This is a genomic window from Pseudomonas sp. H1_D05, from assembly GCF_054682705.1.
Map to the genome: position 1 here is coordinate 1,136,603 of NZ_CP162825.1, position 13,280 is coordinate 1,149,882.

A 13,280-nucleotide genomic window follows, 5' to 3' on the forward strand; every position below is an offset into this window, starting at 1 on the left:
TTCATGTAAGGTAAAAACCCTTCGCTTGATAGTGTGCATCCATCCAGTATTTGCCCGTATACTCCTACGTTTTCGACGCCCGCCGAGCGAGGCCACTTTGGACAAGATCCTGATACGTGGGGCCCGTACCCACAACCTGAAGAACATCGACCTGACCCTGCCACGGGACAAGCTGATCGTCATCACCGGCCTGTCCGGATCCGGCAAGTCGTCCCTGGCCTTCGATACGCTTTACGCCGAAGGTCAGCGCCGCTATGTCGAATCGCTGTCGGCCTACGCCCGACAGTTTCTGTCGATGATGGAAAAACCCGACGTTGACACCATCGAAGGCCTGTCGCCAGCGATCTCCATCGAACAAAAGTCGACCTCGCACAACCCGCGCTCTACGGTCGGCACCATCACCGAAATCTACGACTACCTGCGCCTGCTTTATGCACGCGTCGGTACGCCACGCTGTCCGGATCATGACATTCCGCTGGAAGCGCAGACCGTTAGCCAGATGGTCGACCTGGTGCTGGCGCAGCCGGAAGGCAGCAAACTGATGTTGCTGGCACCGGTTATTCGCGAGCGCAAAGGTGAACACCTTTCGGTCTTCGAAGAGCTGCGCGCCCAAGGTTTCGTTCGCGCCCGGGTCAACGGGCGGATCTGCGAACTGGACGAACTGCCCAAACTGGATAAACAGAAAAAGCACTCGATCGATGTGATCGTCGACCGCTTCAAGGTTCGCGCCGATCTGCAGCAACGTCTGGCCGAATCTTTCGAGACCGCGTTGAAACTGGCGGATGGCATTGCACTTGTCGCACCGATGGACGACGAACCGGGCGAAGAGATGATTTTCTCCGCGCGCTTCGCCTGCCCGATCTGCGGCCACGCGATCAGCGAACTGGAACCGAAGCTGTTCTCCTTCAACAACCCGGCCGGCGCTTGCCCGACCTGTGACGGCCTGGGGGTGAAGCAGTTCTTCGATATCAAACGGCTGGTCAATGGCGATCTGACCTTGGCCGAAGGTGCGATTCGCGGCTGGGACCGGCGTAACGTCTATTACTTCCAGATGCTCGGCTCACTCGCTTCACACTATGGTTTCAGCCTGGAAGTACCGTTCAACGAACTGCCGGCCGATCAGCAGAAATTCATCCTGCATGGCAGCGGCTCGCAGAACGTCGACTTCAAATACCTGAACGACCGTGGCGATATCGTCAAACGTTCGCACCCGTTCGAAGGCATCGTGCCGAACCTGGAGCGTCGCTACCGCGAGACCGAGTCGGCAAGCGTGCGCGAAGAGCTGGCCAAGTTTCTCAGCACCCAATCGTGCCCGGATTGTCGTGGTACCCGTCTGCGTCGCGAAGCGCGGCATGTGTGGGTTGGCGAGAAAACGCTGCCAGCGGTGACCAACCTGCCGATCGGAGACGCTTGCGAGTACTTTGGCGAGCTGAAGATGACTGGCCGTCGCGGCGAAATCGCCGACAAGATTCTCAAGGAAATTCGCGAGCGTCTGCAGTTCCTCGTCAACGTCGGTCTCGACTACCTGTCGCTGGACCGCAGTGCCGATACGCTGTCCGGTGGCGAAGCACAACGTATTCGTCTGGCCAGCCAGATCGGTGCCGGTCTCGTCGGTGTTCTGTACATCCTTGACGAACCGTCCATTGGTTTGCACCAGCGTGATAACGACCGCTTGCTCGGCACGCTCAAGCACCTGCGTGATATTGGCAACACTGTGATCGTGGTCGAACACGACGAAGACGCGATTCGTCTGGCCGATTACGTTGTGGATATCGGCCCGGGGGCTGGTGTGCATGGTGGGCAGATCGTGGCTGAGGGCACGCCGGCGGAAGTCATGGCGCACCCGGATTCCCTGACCGGTAAATACCTCTCGGGCCGCGTGAAGATTGAAGTGCCGGCCAAACGCACGCCACGCAATAAAAAGCTCAATCTGTCGCTCAAAGGGGCGCGCGGCAACAACCTGCGCAATGTCGATCTGGACATCCCGATTGGTCTGCTGACGTGCGTGACCGGCGTGTCCGGCTCGGGCAAATCGACGCTGATCAACAATACCTTGTTCCCGCTGAGCGCCACGGCCCTCAACGGCGCGACCACGCTGGAAGCGGCAGCGCACGACAGCATCAAGGGCACTGGAGCATCTCGACAAAGTGGTCGATATCGACCAGAGCCCGATCGGCCGTACACCGCGCTCCAACCCTGCTACCTATACCGGCCTGTTCACCCCGATCCGCGAGCTGTTCGCCGGCGTACCCGAGTCACGCTCCCGTGGTTACGGCCCGGGGCGTTTCTCGTTCAACGTCAAGGGTGGCCGCTGCGAAGCGTGCCAGGGCGACGGCCTGATCAAAGTGGAAATGCACTTCCTGCCAGACATCTACGTGCCATGCGATGTGTGCAAGAGCAAGCGCTACAACCGCGAAACCCTTGAGATCAAATACAAGGGCAAGAGCATCCACGAAACCCTCGAGATGACCATCGAAGAGGCCCGGGAGTTCTTTGACGCGGTGCCAGCACTGGCGCGCAAGCTACAGACATTGATGGATGTCGGCCTGTCGTACATCAAGCTCGGGCAGTCGGCGACCACGTTGTCGGGTGGTGAGGCGCAGCGAGTGAAACTGTCTCGCGAGTTGTCCAAGCGTGACACCGGCAAAACACTGTACATCCTCGATGAGCCGACCACCGGTTTGCACTTCGCGGACATCCAGCAATTGCTCGACGTGCTGCATCGCCTGCGCGACCACGGCAACACTGTGGTTGTCATCGAACACAACCTCGACGTGATCAAGACGGCTGACTGGCTGGTCGATCTCGGGCCGGAGGGCGGCTCCAAAGGTGGGCAGATCATTGCCACCGGCACGCCTGAGGATGTGGCCGAGATGAAGCAATCTCATACCGGTCATTACCTCAAGCCGCTGCTGATCCGCGATCGGGCTTAAACGCCAGGCATGAAAAAGCCCCTGTCACTTCATCAGTGACAGGGGCTTTTTGTATCGATTGCAATCAGGACGTGTGGGATTGCAGGTAGTTCTCAAGACCGATCAACTTGATCAGGCCCAACTGCTTTTCCAGCCAGTAGGTGTGATCTTCTTCAGTGTCGTTGAGCTGAATCCGAAGGATCTCACGGCTGACGTAATCCTTGTGTTGCTCGCACAACTCGATGCCTTTGCACAGCGCTGCGCGAACTTTGTATTCAAGACGCAGATCCGCTTCGAGCATCTCCGGCACAGTGGTGCCGACATCCAGATCATCCGGACGCATACGCGGCGTGCCTTCGAGCATCAGAATTCGGCGCATCAACGCATCAGCGTGACCGGCTTCCTCTTCCATCTCATGGTTGATTCGCTCGTAGAGCTTGGTGAACCCCCAGTCCTCATACATCCGCGAATGAACGAAATATTGATCACGCGCGGCCAGTTCGCCGGTCAGCAACGTGTTGAGGTAATCGATTACGTCTGGGTGGCCTTGCATCGCCCTACATCTCCCTACTTGAAAGTCTGTAGTTTGAACCAAGCTGACCGGAAGGTCACCCGATTCGCGCAATAAAAGCGAAGATATTCTTAGAAAAGCAGCCTAAATAACGCAAAAACCGCCCAGATGAGGGCGGTTCTGCTTCTCGTTTAGACTTCGTTAAGCTGTACGTTGAGCAGCTTTGCGATTGCTTCTCCATACGCCGGATCGGCCTTGTAGAAGTGCTGCAACTGGCGATCGACGATATCAGTGGAAACGCCCGCCATGGCACCGGCGATATTGCTGACCAGCAATACTCTCTGATCGTCGCTCATCAGGCGGAACAGCGCACCGGCGTGGCTGTAGTAATCGGTATCTTCGCGGTGATCGTAGCGATCGGCAGCACCGCTCAAGGCCAGCGCTGGTTCTGCGTAACGCGGAGCTTGTTTCGGTGCTTCGGTGTAGCTGTTCGGCTCGTAGTTAGGTGCTGCACCACCGTTACTGCCGAATGCCATCGAGCCATCACGCTGGTATGTGTTAACCGGGCTGCGTGGCGCGTTTACCGGCAGTTGCTGGTGATTGGTACCCACGCGGTAGCGGTGAGCATCAGCGTACGCAAATACGCGCCCCTGCAGCATCCGATCTGGCGACAGACCAACCCCCGGCACCATATTGCTCGGGCCGAACGCCGCTTGCTCGACTTCAGCAAAGTAGTTTTGCGGGTTGCGATTCAGTTCCAGTTCACCCACTTCGATCAGCGGAAATTCTTTCTGCGACCAGGTTTTGGTGACGTCGAAAGGGTTCTCATAGTGTGCCGCAGCCTGGGCCTCAGTCATGATCTGAATGCACACGCGCCATTTCGGGAAGTCACCGCGCTCGATGGCTTCGAACAGGTCGCGCTGGGCGTAGTCTGGATCAGTGCCCGCCAACCGTGCGGCATCGGCCGGCGCCAGATTCTTGATGCCTTGTTTGGTCTTATAGTGCCACTTCACCCAGTGACGCTCGCCTTGGGCGCTAATCAGGCTGTAAGTGTGGCTGCCGAAGCCGTGCATGTGACGGTAGCCGTCAGGAATACCGCGATCAGAGAACAGAATGGTGACCTGGTGCAGGGCTTCAGGCGAATGCGACCAGAAGTCCCACATCATCTGCGCGCTTTTCAGGTTGCTTTGCGGAAGGCGTTTCTGGGTGTGAATGAAGTCTGGGAATTTCAGGGGATCACGAATGAAGAACACTGGCGTGTTGTTACCCACGATGTCCCAGTTACCTTCTTCGGTGTAGAACTTCAACGCGAAACCCCGTGGATCGCGCTCGGTGTCGGCAGAACCCCGTTCGCCGCCTACCGTCGAGAAACGCAGGAACGTCGGGGTTTGCTTGCCAACAGCTTCAAACAGCTTGGCGCTGGTGTAATCCGTGATATCGCGGGTAACGGTGAATGTGCCGTAAGCTCCCGAGCCTTTGGCATGAACGCGACGTTCAGGAATGTTTTCACGGTTGAAGTGGGCGAGCTTCTCGATCAGGTGAAAGTCGTCGAGCAGCAGCGGGCCACGTGGGCCAGCGGAGCGAGAATTCTGGTTGTCAGCGACAGGTGCGCCACTGGCGGTCGTAAGCGTTTTGATCTGGCTCATACGGTCTTCTTCCTCTGTCAGTCTTGAAACTGCCGGCTAATCGGCTTGCTGGGAAGTATCGATCATCCATGTGACACCTACAAATTCATTAACTCGCAAGCTTCGATAGATAATTACTAATTATGTTTCCCGGCACATAGTGACAACAGAGACATGTCAGAAGCTTGTATGAACAGCGCATTTTCTTGCGGACACAAAAAACCGGGCACTAGGCCCGGTTTTTTGTTTCAGACTGACGTCTTACTCGGCGGATACAGCTTCGCCGGCAGTAGCACGATCAACCAACTCGACGTACGCCATAGGCGCGTTGTCGCCAGCGCGGAAACCGCACTTGAGGATGCGCAGGTAGCCACCCTCACGGGTAGCGTAACGCTTGCCCAGGTCGTTGAAGAGCTTACCAACGATAGCTTTCGAACGAGTACGATCGAAAGCCAGACGGCGGTTAGCCAGGCTATCTGTCTTGGCCAGAGTGATCAGCGGCTCAGCAACGCGACGCAGTTCTTTGGCTTTTGGCAGAGTAGTTTTGATCAGCTCGTGCTCGAACAGCGACACCGCCATGTTTTGGAACATGGCCTTGCGGTGCGAGCTGGTGCGGCTCAGGTGACGACCACTTTTACGATGACGCATGGTTCATTCCTTACCAAACACTACGTTCGGTGATTACGACGATCAGGCAGTCGCCTTGTCGTCCTTCTTAAGACTTGCAGGCGGCCAGTTGTCGAGGCGCATGCCGAGGGACAGACCGCGGGAGGCCAGAACGTCCTTGATTTCAGTCAAGGATTTCTTGCCCAGGTTCGGAGTCTTCAACAGCTCTACTTCGGTACGCTGAATCAGGTCACCGATGTAGTAGATGTTTTCCGCCTTAAGGCAGTTAGCCGAACGTACAGTCAGTTCCAGATCGTCAACCGGGCGAAGCAGGATCGGATCGATCTCGTCTTCCTGCTCGACAACCACTGGCTCACTGTCACCTTTGAGGTCGACGAACGCAGCCAACTGCTGTTGCAGGATGGTTGCAGCGCGGCGGATAGCCTCTTCAGGATCCAGGGTACCGTTGGTTTCCAGATCAATAACCAGCTTGTCCAGGTTGGTACGCTGCTCGACACGGGCGTTTTCCACCACGTATGCGATACGGCGAACCGGGCTGAACGAAGAGTCAAGCTGCAAGCGACCGATGCTGCGGCTTTCGTCTTCATCGCTCTGACGCGAGTCGGCTGGTTCATAACCACGACCACGAGCTACGGTGAGCTTCATGTTCAGGGCGCCGTTAGACGCCAGGTTAGCGATTACGTGATCGGGATTAACGATCTCGACATCATGATCCAGCTGAATATCGGCAGCGGTAACCACCCCCGAACCCTTCTTCGACAAGGTCAGCGTAACTTCGTCACGACCGTGCAGCTTGATGGCCAGACCTTTAAGGTTCAACAGGATTTCAATTACGTCTTCCTGTACACCTTCGATGGCGCTGTACTCGTGGAGCACACCGTCAATCTCGGCCTCGACTACTGCGCAGCCGGGCATTGAGGACAACAGGATGCGTCGCAGCGCGTTGCCCAGGGTGTGGCCAAAACCACGCTCGAGAGGCTCGAGAGTGATCTTGGCGCGGGTTGGACTGACAACCTGCACATCAATGTGGCGGGGTGTCAGGAACTCATTTACCGAAATCTGCATGGATGCACCTATTTTCTAGCCCTTACTTGGAGTAGAGCTCGACAATCAGGCTTTCGTTGATGTCGGCGGACAGATCACTGCGAGCAGGAACGTTCTTGAAAACGCCCGACTTCTTCTCAGTGTCTACTTCTACCCATTCTACGCGGCCACGTTGGGCACACAGATCGAGAGCTTGGACAATGCGAAGTTGGTTTTTTGCTTTCTCGCGAACTGCAACCACGTCACCAGCACGAACCTGATACGACGGAACGTTTACGGTCTGACCGTTAACGCTGATCGACTTGTGCGATACCAGCTGACGGGATTCGGCACGAGTCGAACCAAAGCCCATACGGTATACAACGTTGTCCAGACGGCATTCGAGCAGTTGCAGCAGGTTTTCACCGGTTGCACCTTTCTTGCCAGCAGCTTCTTTGTAGTAGCCGCTGAACTGACGCTCGAGAACGCCGTAGATACGACGGACCTTCTGCTTTTCACGCAGTTGGGTGCCGTAATCGGACTGGCGACCGCGGCGTTGGCCGTGGATACCAGGTGCTGCTTCAATGTTGCACTTCGATTCGATCGCGCGCACGCCGCTCTTCAGGAAGAGATCGGTGCCTTCGCGACGAGCGAGTTTGCATTTTGGACCAATGTAACGAGCCATTCTTTACAATCTCCTGGATTACACGCGGCGCTTCTTCGGCGGACGGCACCCGTTGTGCGGGATTGGCGTCACGTCGGTGATGCTGGCGATCTTGTAGCCACAGCCGTTCAAAGCGCGGACTGCGGATTCACGACCTGGACCTGGGCCCTTGACGTTAACGTCGAGGTTTTTCAGGCCGTATTCCAGCGCAGCTTGACCAGCACGTTCAGCAGCTACTTGAGCAGCAAACGGCGTGGACTTGCGGGAACCGCGGAAACCCGAACCACCGGAGGTAGCCCAGGAAAGAGCGTTACCTTGACGGTCGGTAATGGTCACGATGGTGTTGTTAAAAGATGCATGGATGTGGGCGATGCCATCAACCACTGTCTTTTTAACTTTTTTACGAGGACGAGCAGCAGGTTTTGCCATGATTAAATTCCTGTCGATTCGCTGGGGCGATTACTTGCGGATCGGCTTACGCGGACCTTTACGGGTACGCGCGTTGGTCTTGGTACGCTGACCGCGTACTGGCAGACCACGACGATGACGCAGACCGCGATAGCAACCGAGGTCCATCAAGCGCTTGATTTTCATGTTGATTTCGCGACGCAGGTCACCTTCAGTGGTGAACTTCGCCACTTCGCCACGCAGCTGTTCAATTTGCTCGTCGCTCAGATCTTTGATCTTTGCTGCTGGGTTTACCCCAGTCACTGCACAGATCTTCTGCGCAGTAGTGCGACCAACACCATAGATGTAGGTCAGCGAGATAACAGTATGCTTGTTATCTGGAATGTTAACGCCTGCAATACGGGCCATTCAGTGGGACTCCAATTGACAGCTACCTACGCCCCGGAAGCCAAGAAATAGGGCGCGAGATAATATCGCTGTAATAACAAATAATCAACCCGGTAGCGCACTAGCTACCGGGCTTGAAGCACAATCACACTCAGCCTTGGCGCTGTTTGTGACGCGGTTCCGCGCTGCAAATTACTCGAACAACACCTTCGCGGCGAATAATCTTGCAGTTACGGCACAGCTTTTTCACCGATGCACGAACTTTCATCACCAACTCCTCGAACCTTATGGGTACTCAGCGCAACATGCCGCTGCCGTAACCCTTCAGGTTGGCTTTCTTCATCAGGGATTCGTACTGGTGCGAAACGAGGTGCGATTGTACTTGGGACATGAAGTCCATCACAACCACGACCACGATCAGCAACGAGGTCCCGCCAAGGTAGAACGGAACGTTTGCTGCAACCACCAGGAACTGGGGCAACAGACACACGGCCGTCATGTAAAGAGCACCGAACATGGTCAAGCGGGTCAGAACGCCATCAATGTAGCGCGCCGACTGCTCACCTGGACGGATGCCCGGAATAAAGGCACCGGACTTCTTCAGGTTTTCCGCTACGTCTTTCGGATTGAACATCAACGCCGTATAGAAGAAGCAGAAGAAAATAATCCCTGCACTAAACAGCAGAATATTCAACGGCTGACCAGGAGCGATCGACTGCGAGATGTCCTGCAACCAGCCCATACCTTCAGACTGACCGAACCAGGCACCCAACGAAGCCGGGAACAGCAAAATGCTGCTCGCGAAAATAGCCGGAATAACACCGGCCATGTTCACCTTCAACGGCAGGTGGCTAGTCTGCGCAGCAAAAACCTTGCGGCCCTGCTGACGCTTGGCGTAGTGAACAGCGATACGACGCTGACCACGCTCAATGAACACCACGAAACCGATAATCGCTACTGCCAGCAAACCGATGGCAACCAAGGCGAAGATGTTGATATCACCCTGACGCGCAGACTCGAAAGACTGCCCGATTGCTCTCGGAAGACCGGCGACGATACCCGAAAAAATCAACATCGAGATACCGTTACCTACACCACGCTCAGTAATCTGCTCACCCAGCCACATCATGAACATCGCACCAGCCACAAAAGTGGATACCGCGACGAAATGGAAGCCAAAGTCACCAGTGAACGCAACGCCCTGCCCCGCCAGACCAATGGACATGCCAATAGCCTGAACGAGAGCGAGGACGACGGTGCCGTAGCGGGTGTACTGGCTGATCTTGCGACGGCCAGCTTCACCTTCCTTCTTCAACTGCTCCAGCTGCGGACTGACGGCGGTCATCAGTTGCATGATGATCGATGCCGAAATGTACGGCATGATCCCCAATGCAAAGATGCTCATCCGTTCCAGCGCGCCGCCGGAGAACATGTTGAACAAGCTAAGAATGGTCCCCTCATTCTGTCGAAACAGGTCTGCGAGTCGGTCCGGGTTGATACCTGGAACCGGGATGTGTGCGCCTATTCGGTAGACGATAATCGCCAGGAACAGAAAACGCAGACGAGCCCAGAGTTCAGACATACCGCCTTTGCCGAGCGCAGAGAGAGCACCTTGCTTAGCCATTTATTCCTCGAACTTGCCGCCAGCTGCTTCGATAGCCGCACGCGCACCTTTGGTGGCGCCGATTCCCTTGCCGATAGTGACAGCGCGAGTCACTTCACCGGACAGCATGATTTTCACACGCTGTACGTTGACGTTGATCACGTTGGCATCTTTCAGGGACTGCACGGTGACGATGTCGCCTTCCACTTTAGCCAGCTCGGACAGACGCACTTCTGCGCGGTCCATGGCTTTCAGGGAAACGAAACCGAACTTCGGCAGGCGACGATGCAGCGGCTGTTGACCGCCTTCAAAGCCTGGAGCAATGGTGCCACCGGAACGGGAGGTCTGACCTTTGTGACCACGGCCACCAGTCTTACCCAAACCGCTACCGATACCACGGCCCGGACGATGCTTTTCGCGACGGGAACCCGGCGCTGGACTCAGATCATTGAGTTTCATCGATTAACCCTCGACACGCAGCATGTAGTAAGCCTTGTTGATCATCCCGCGATTCTCGGGAGTATCCTGGACTTCTACAGTGTGACCGATGCGACGCAGACCCAGACCCTTAACGCACAGTTTGTGGTTAGGGATGCGGCCGGTCATGCTTTTGATCAGCGTTACTTTAACGGTAGCCATGATCAGAAGATCTCCTTGACGCTTTTGCCACGCTTGGCGGCAATGGATTCAGGAGACTGCATAGCTTTCAAACCTTTGAAAGTGGCGTGAACCACGTTTACCGGGTTAGTCGAGCCGTAGCACTTGGCCAGAACGTTCTGAACGCCAGCAACTTCGAGGACAGCACGCATAGCGCCGCCAGCGATGATACCAGTACCTTCAGAAGCAGGCTGCATGTACACCTTCGAAGCGCCGTGAGCGGACTTCATTGCGTACTGCAGAGTGGTGCCGTTCAGATCAACTTGGATCATGTTGCGGCGAGCAGCTTCCATTGCCTTCTGGATCGCAGCAGGCACTTCACGCGACTTGCCACGGCCGAAGCCAACACGCCCTTTACCATCACCCACCACGGTCAACGCAGTGAAAGTGAAGATACGGCCGCCTTTAACGGTTTTGGCTACGCGGTTAACTTGAACCAGCTTCTCAATGTAGCCTTCGTCGCGCTTTTGGTCGTTATTTGACATAACTTAGAACTCCAGCCCAGCTTCACGAGCAGCATCAGCCAGCGCTTTAACGCGGCCGTGGTACTTGAAGCCAGAGCGGTCGAAAGCCACTTGCGAGACGCCAGCGGCCTTAGCACGCGTAGCGACCAGCTGGCCAACCTTTGTGGCCGCGTCGATGTTGCCAGTGGCGCCATCACGCAGTTCTTTATCCAAAGTCGAGGCACTTGCCAGGACTTTGTTGCCGTCGGCCGAGATGACCTGGGCGTAGATGTGCTGCGACGAGCGGAACACGCAGAGACGCACGACTTCGAGTTCGTGCATTTTCAGGCGTGCTTTGCGAGCGCGACGCAGTCGAGTAACTTTTTTGTCGGTCATTTGCTATGCCCTACTTCTTCTTGGCTTCTTTACGACGGACGACTTCGTCCGCGTAGCGCACACCTTTGCCTTTGTACGGCTCTGGTGGACGGAAGTCGCGGATCTCAGCGGCCACTTGACCTACCAGCTGCTTGTCGATGCCCTTGATCAGGATATCGGTCTGGCTAGGAGTCTCAGCGGTGATGCCTTCCGGCAGTTCGTAATCCACTGGGTGCGAGAAGCCAAGGGCCAGGTTCAAAACCGTGCCTTTTGCTTGCGCCTTGTAACCAACACCGACCAGCTGGAGCTTGCGCTCGAAGCCTTGGCTTACGCCTTGGACCATGTTGTTTACCAACGCACGCGTGGTACCGGCCATTGCGCGAGTTTGTTGATCGCCATTGCGAGCAGCGAAACGCAGCTCACCAGCTTCTTCAACGATCTCAACGGACGAATGGATGTTCAGTTCAAGAGTACCCTTGGCACCCTTCACCGAAAGCTGTTGGCCTGCGAATTTTACTTCGACACCGGCTGGCAGCTTAACGGGGTTCTTAGCGACGCGAGACATGCTTATCCCCCCTTAGAACACAGTGCAAAGAACTTCGCCGCCGACACCGGCAGCGCGCGCAGCACGATCCGTCATCACACCTTTGTTGGTGGAGACGATAGACACGCCAAGACCGCCACGAACTTTCGGCAGATCTTCAACGGACTTGTACTGACGCAGGCCTGGACGACTAACGCGCTTCACTTCTTCGATAACCGGACGGCCTTCGAAGTACTTCAGCTCGATGGACAACGACGGCTTAGCGTCGGTGGTGATCTGAAAATCCGCGATGTAACCTTCGTCCTTCAGGACTTTTGCTACAGCCACCTTCAGCGTGGAAGACGGCATGCTTACGACAGACTTTTCAGCCATCTGGGCATTACGGATTCGAGTTAGCATGTCCGCTAACGGGTCCTGCATACTCATGGGCTAGACGCTCCTAATACAGAAAAATTAGCCTTGCGGCTACTACTTGTCGCCGAGAACTTCCGGGCATGAAAAACACGGGCTCAGGCGAGCCGGTCATTCTAGACACACCCCAGAAATGAATCAAGCCCCAAAAGGGGCTTGATTCAGATTCAAGGCCACCGATGGTCAGGTTCTTGCGAACCCGAACATCGAGACTTTGACAGCAATTACCAGCTGGCTTTAACCAGACCTGGTACGTCACCACGCATTGCAGCTTCACGCAGCTTGTTACGGCCAAGGCCGAACTTGCGGTAAACGCCGTGCGGACGACCAGTCAGGCGGCAACGGTTACGCATGCGCGAAGCGCTTGCGTCACGTGGTTGCTTCTGCAGAGCTACGGTAGCTTCCCAACGCGCTTCTGGACTTGCGTTCAGATCAACGATGATAGCTTTCAGCGCTGCACGCTTGGTGGCGTACTTGGCAACGGTGAGCTGACGCTTCAGCTCACGGTTTTTCATGCTCTTCTTGGCCATTTTCCTACTCCAATCAGTTGCGGAACGGGAATTTGAAAGCACGCAGCAGAGCGCGGCCTTCATCATCGTTCTTGGCAGTGGTGGTCAGGGTAATGTCCAGACCGCGGAGAGCATCGATCTTGTCGTAGTCGATTTCCGGGAAAATGATCTGCTCTTTCACGCCCATGCTGTAGTTGCCACGACCATCGAAGGACTTGGCATTCAGGCCGCGGAAGTCGCGAACCCGAGGCAGGGAGATCGACAACAGACGATCCAGGAACTCGTACATACGCTCACGGCGCAGAGTCACCTTGACGCCGATCGGCCATCCTTCACGGACTTTAAAGCCAGCGATGGATTTACGAGCGTAGGTCACAACGACTTTTTGGCCGGTGATCTTTTCCAGGTCAGCAACAGCATGCTCGATGACTTTTTTGTCACCAACAGCTTCGCCCAGACCCATGTTCAGGGTGATTTTTGTAACGCGTGGAACTTCCATCACGTTCGAAAGCTTAAGTTCTTCCTTAAGCTTCGGTGCGATTTCCTTCCAGTAAATCTCTTTTAGTCGTGCCATGGTCTTC

At 55.8% G+C, this 13,280-nt stretch carries 17 protein-coding genes and 1 pseudogene; 1 reads left to right on the top strand and 17 read right to left on the bottom strand.

Annotation, left to right across the window (positions count from 1 at the left end):
* Positions 1 to 97: 97 nt before the first annotated feature.
* A pseudogene (gene uvrA / locus AB4O11_RS05185) lies at positions 98 to 2,933 on the top strand (excinuclease ABC subunit UvrA).
* Positions 2,934 to 2,997: 64 nt separating this feature from the next.
* Here uvrA and bfr read toward each other — a convergent pair.
* The 17 genes from bfr to rplE all read right to left on the bottom strand — a co-directional run bounded on the left by bfr (position 2,998) and on the right by rplE (position 13,273).
* The gene (bfr, locus tag AB4O11_RS05190) at positions 2,998 to 3,465 is read right to left on the bottom strand and encodes a bacterioferritin (protein WP_047303712.1); all 468 of its coding nucleotides are present in this window, start codon (positions 3,463 to 3,465) and stop codon (positions 2,998 to 3,000) included.
* A gap of 149 nt (positions 3,466 to 3,614) precedes the next feature.
* A complete protein-coding gene (locus AB4O11_RS05195) occupies positions 3,615 to 5,069 on the bottom strand; it encodes a catalase (protein WP_460130308.1) in 1,455 nt (484 codons plus the stop codon).
* Between the two features lie 240 nt (positions 5,070 to 5,309).
* Positions 5,310 to 5,696, bottom strand: coding sequence for a 50S ribosomal protein L17 (gene rplQ, locus AB4O11_RS05200; protein ID WP_003176402.1), 387 nt, complete (start codon positions 5,694 to 5,696; stop codon positions 5,310 to 5,312).
* 42 nt (positions 5,697 to 5,738) lie between these two features.
* The gene (locus tag AB4O11_RS05205; RefSeq protein WP_003186012.1) at positions 5,739 to 6,740 is read right to left on the bottom strand and encodes a DNA-directed RNA polymerase subunit alpha; all 1,002 of its coding nucleotides are present in this window, start codon (positions 6,738 to 6,740) and stop codon (positions 5,739 to 5,741) included.
* Between the two features lie 22 nt (positions 6,741 to 6,762).
* Positions 6,763 to 7,383: a 30S ribosomal protein S4 gene (gene rpsD / locus AB4O11_RS05210; protein WP_003176404.1), complete on the bottom strand. Its 621-nt coding sequence runs from the start codon at positions 7,381 to 7,383 to the stop codon at positions 6,763 to 6,765.
* 18 nt (positions 7,384 to 7,401) lie between these two features.
* Positions 7,402 to 7,791: a 30S ribosomal protein S11 gene (rpsK, locus tag AB4O11_RS05215; RefSeq protein WP_002555466.1), complete on the bottom strand. Its 390-nt coding sequence runs from the start codon at positions 7,789 to 7,791 to the stop codon at positions 7,402 to 7,404.
* A gap of 30 nt (positions 7,792 to 7,821) precedes the next feature.
* On the bottom strand, positions 7,822 to 8,178 hold the full coding sequence (gene rpsM / locus AB4O11_RS05220; RefSeq protein ID WP_003186020.1) for a 30S ribosomal protein S13: 357 nt from the start codon (positions 8,176 to 8,178) through the stop codon (positions 7,822 to 7,824).
* Between the two features lie 130 nt (positions 8,179 to 8,308).
* Complete coding sequence (gene rpmJ / locus AB4O11_RS05225) at positions 8,309 to 8,425, bottom strand: 50S ribosomal protein L36 (RefSeq protein ID WP_002555468.1); 117 nt, start codon at positions 8,423 to 8,425, stop codon at positions 8,309 to 8,311.
* Positions 8,426 to 8,452: 27 nt separating this feature from the next.
* Positions 8,453 to 9,781, bottom strand: a complete 1,329-nt coding sequence (gene secY / locus AB4O11_RS05230; RefSeq protein ID WP_003228718.1) for a preprotein translocase subunit SecY — start codon at positions 9,779 to 9,781, stop codon at positions 8,453 to 8,455.
* Positions 9,782 to 10,219: a 50S ribosomal protein L15 gene (gene rplO / locus AB4O11_RS05235; RefSeq protein WP_003228720.1), complete on the bottom strand. Its 438-nt coding sequence runs from the start codon at positions 10,217 to 10,219 to the stop codon at positions 9,782 to 9,784.
* A gap of 3 nt (positions 10,220 to 10,222) precedes the next feature.
* Positions 10,223 to 10,399: a 50S ribosomal protein L30 gene (rpmD, locus tag AB4O11_RS05240; RefSeq protein ID WP_003176408.1), complete on the bottom strand. Its 177-nt coding sequence runs from the start codon at positions 10,397 to 10,399 to the stop codon at positions 10,223 to 10,225.
* 2 nt (positions 10,400 to 10,401) lie between these two features.
* Positions 10,402 to 10,902 (bottom strand): 30S ribosomal protein S5, encoded by a 501-nt coding sequence (gene rpsE, locus AB4O11_RS05245; RefSeq protein ID WP_003186035.1) that lies wholly within the window; start codon positions 10,900 to 10,902, stop codon positions 10,402 to 10,404.
* Positions 10,903 to 10,905: 3 nt separating this feature from the next.
* Positions 10,906 to 11,256: a 50S ribosomal protein L18 gene (gene rplR / locus AB4O11_RS05250; protein ID WP_003186037.1), complete on the bottom strand. Its 351-nt coding sequence runs from the start codon at positions 11,254 to 11,256 to the stop codon at positions 10,906 to 10,908.
* A 10-nt stretch (positions 11,257 to 11,266) separates the two neighbouring features.
* Positions 11,267 to 11,800 (bottom strand): 50S ribosomal protein L6, encoded by a 534-nt coding sequence (gene rplF / locus AB4O11_RS05255; protein ID WP_003176412.1) that lies wholly within the window; start codon positions 11,798 to 11,800, stop codon positions 11,267 to 11,269.
* Between the two features lie 12 nt (positions 11,801 to 11,812).
* Positions 11,813 to 12,205: a 30S ribosomal protein S8 gene (gene rpsH / locus AB4O11_RS05260; RefSeq protein ID WP_007918458.1), complete on the bottom strand. Its 393-nt coding sequence runs from the start codon at positions 12,203 to 12,205 to the stop codon at positions 11,813 to 11,815.
* A gap of 209 nt (positions 12,206 to 12,414) precedes the next feature.
* Positions 12,415 to 12,720, bottom strand: coding sequence for a 30S ribosomal protein S14 (gene rpsN / locus AB4O11_RS05265; RefSeq protein WP_003228726.1), 306 nt, complete (start codon positions 12,718 to 12,720; stop codon positions 12,415 to 12,417).
* 13 nt (positions 12,721 to 12,733) lie between these two features.
* Positions 12,734 to 13,273 carry a 50S ribosomal protein L5 gene (rplE, locus tag AB4O11_RS05270; protein ID WP_003176415.1) on the bottom strand — a complete coding sequence of 180 codons (540 nt, stop codon included), beginning with the start codon at positions 13,271 to 13,273 and terminating at the stop codon, positions 12,734 to 12,736.
* Between the last annotated feature and the right edge of the window lie 7 nt (positions 13,274 to 13,280).